Annotated in this window: 2 protein-coding genes; both read right to left on the minus strand. The window is 38.7% G+C overall.

Annotation, left to right across the window (positions count from 1 at the left end):
• A partial coding sequence (locus tag NL42_RS15485; RefSeq protein WP_461313415.1) for a poly alpha-glucosyltransferase occupies positions 1-1,149 on the minus strand: 1,149 nt, incomplete at its 3' end.
• Between the two features lie 144 nt (positions 1,150-1,293).
• On the minus strand, positions 1,294-3,441 hold a 2,148-nt coding region (locus NL42_RS15490; RefSeq protein WP_461313416.1), incomplete at its 5' end, for a beta strand repeat-containing protein.

The following is a 3,441-nucleotide window of genomic DNA, read 5'->3' on the forward strand; positions in this document are numbered from 1 at the left end:
GTTAATTTGGTATAAACGTAATAAAGCTAAAGCAGCTTCTCCATCATAATAAATAATCCTGAATTTTTCTTTTAAATCATAATCTGGATAATTTAATACATGAGTCGTTGATCCATTTGAATCTACTAGCTTTAAAATACCATTTGCGAGTTTCTCTGCATATTTTTGATAATCAGTTTTTTGAGTAATTTCTTGATATTTTGTTAGCATTAAAATAGCTGCCGCATTGGCACCCAGTTTAATTTCCAACTCCCCTTCTTTACCATCAATCATAAAGGCAGTTTCTGAGTCTTTTTCTTTATAAAAGTTGGTCAGTGCGTAGTGAATCGCGGCATGAATTTTAGACCAATATTCAGGCTTATTTTGCACCTCAAATGTTTCTAGTAAGGCATACGCCGAGGTACAGTGGCGTACCGTATTGTAGTTACGAATGTCCCGATCATAGGCAGAGAAATAACCATAAATAAATTTGCCATTTTCTTGAATCTGGTCATGCAGAAATTCCGAATTTTGTTCTATTAACTGCTGAAAATGCTGTTTTTTATTGCTTGAAATTCCTCTAATTCCATTTACATCATAGCCATTCGCTAAGTTAATAAATTCCTCATTTTCATAAAATGCTGCGTAGGTATCAAAAGTCCAAATGTCTTGCAGCTCTTGTAATTTAATCTGTGGTTTTAGAGTGTTATATTTTTGCTTAATGGCATAATTCAGGTTTGTTTCATCAAAAAAGTTTGGCTTGTCGTAGCTCAAACCTCGAATAATTGCTTTTCCATAAATCTCTTGCTCAAGAAAAGCCACTGAACAATGTTCATCAAATCCAATCCCTTTACGGTAGTGGTTGTTGTGAAATTGATGGTGAACCTGCCGCTCTAATTCCTTCCAAGCTTGTTTCGTTAAGTTATATGCCACATCAATTTTTATATAATCAGCCAGTTGTTCTTGTGCAAATTGGTCATTAATAAAATCTAATAATTGTTTTTTAGCCTGCTCTAAATTTGTTTTCTCACTATGCCAAACGCTACATCTTTGGTCTTTAGGGCCATAAGATAAAAATAAAATAATATCCTGTTTAAGCCTCGGAACGTGCTGAACAACTTGTTCTAACCAAAGGTTAAGTTGTCTTTGGAAATATAAAAATGCCGTCACTCGAATTTAGTCCCTATTCGTTAATTGTTATTCTATAAAATTTTCAATACATCATAGCACGGACAAGCTAAAAGCTAGATTAACGTATTGTTTAAACATAAAAAAAGAGCCCTAAGGCTCTTTTTTTATTTGGTTAATTATCTATTAATAGATAATTTGACCATTCGCAAGTAACTCTGCCTCACTAGTAACAACACCTTGTAAAACCAACAGATTCGTAAAGTTATTTGTAGGTAAAATCACCCCAGTTAACCCATCACGGTCAATCTGAATTGTTGTATTACCACCACTTACAGTGACATTTAGATATTGTCCAATAGTAGCGTCTGTTTGGGCTCCATCGAGTAATCCTCTGATATCAATCAGATCAGCTTGCTGATCTGTAGCAACATTACCCACATGGAAGTTAGTCCAAGTATCTACGCCATTACCACCTGTATTACCACCATTACCTATAGCAACGTTACTTAATACATGATAAATGAGAGTATCTGAACCAGCCCCAATCGTGCCAGTATCCGTATTGAACGTATCATTCGCTGCTGTACTAATTACATGAGTATTGTAATCAGAAGTAGTCAGGTTAACCGTCAATGATGATAAAGACTCGGCGCCATTCGCTGCCACTAACTTATAGTTAATAGTATCGGTTGGGTTCGCTAACGTTAATGATGAAGTATTGGCACGGTAATCATAGTCACCATTCGAATTGATCACAAATGTACCATTCGCAGTAGTGATAGATTGTCCAGTAGCCTCAACATACACACCAGGACTTGTTTCAACATAGAGTTTGACACCATCAGTAGTAAAGGTACCACTGTCTGCAACCCCACCTATTGTGTCACCGTCTACAATGTTTCCATGAATCCAATCAGATGAGTAATTGTTCAAGTGCGTTGTAGTAGTCGTTACTTGGGTATCCAACGTGGTTACACCAAGTGTTATCGCGGTCAACGTATATTGAACACGGTATGTACCTGCTTCCAAGTGTAGAACGGAATCTTGGAAAGCTACTGTTCCGAGACTAATACCACCTACACTTGCAAGCGCTGTCGCCGAACCAGTATAAGTAGTATCAACCCACACTCCACCAACAAATTGCTGAACCACATAGCTCACTGTTGGTAATGCACTTAACAATGGTTGGTTAGCATAAGTTGCTGCTACCTGTACATCTACCAGAGTTCCTGCTCCAACCACAAAGCTATTAGAAAGCACAGAAGTCGAACCAATTAAGTTGATTGATATGTTCGGACTCGCAACATCAACCGGTGTATCAGTTGAGTTACTAAAATCAACCGTTGCAACAGCTTGGTCTGCATTGGCAACGATTTGAGTCGTACCATCCGTTCCAGGACTAGCAGTATTCCAAGTAATGCTGACATCAGGTGATCCAATCTGTATGTGCAATACCGCTGTACTCGTTCCACCTGATACAGGATCAGTAATGGTGTAAGTGAAGCTATCTACTTTACCAATGTTTGCAGCATTAGCAGTTGGTGTGTAGCTATATGAACCATTTGCAGAGATAGTCAGTGTTCCGTAAGCTCCAATTACTGCTGTTGAAGAGCCAATAGATGTTGGTATTGCACCTACTTGCTCACCCACAACAGTAGACACTACTGTTGTTCCAGTAATTGTATCTGGCACATATGAAGGACCATAAATAGTCGAATCATCATCTGTGAGCACATTTCCACTCACTGTAGCTGCACTATATGTAGGTACTACTGTGTGATTATAATCATCGCGAACCACACTCATGGTGCCTAACAATCCTACACCAACACCGGTATAGACCATAAACGCTCTATAAGAACCACTTGCTAAGTCTGTGATAGTCGCACCGAATCCATTACCACCTAGTATTCCGATGTTAATTAATCCAGTACTAGCATCACCTGCAACATTCTGCCACGAACCATCTGGTGCTTGTTTCTGTAAGACTACTTTATAGTCGTTAAGTAAAGACAGACTTAGTAAAGCTCCATAGCTGATCGTTACATCAGAAGTATGCCCAGTCGTAATATTGAAACTTACGCTCGGGGTACCTAGAAGCGATACGTTGAGGTTCTCAGTTATACCTATTAAAGCTAGATAAGTTGCAGAACCAGCATTAATACCCGTTGTAGTTAATGGAACAATATCAATTGCCACACTATCTACATTGTCATGTGCAGTGATTGTTGGCACAAGAACAAGACCAGCTAGATTCGCACCTGTACCCAAGTTACCTGCAAGGTCAGTATAGGTATTATTCGCAACACTGATGCTCGGTGCTGTTGCACT

Source organism: Acinetobacter sp. GN11, from assembly GCF_054823985.1.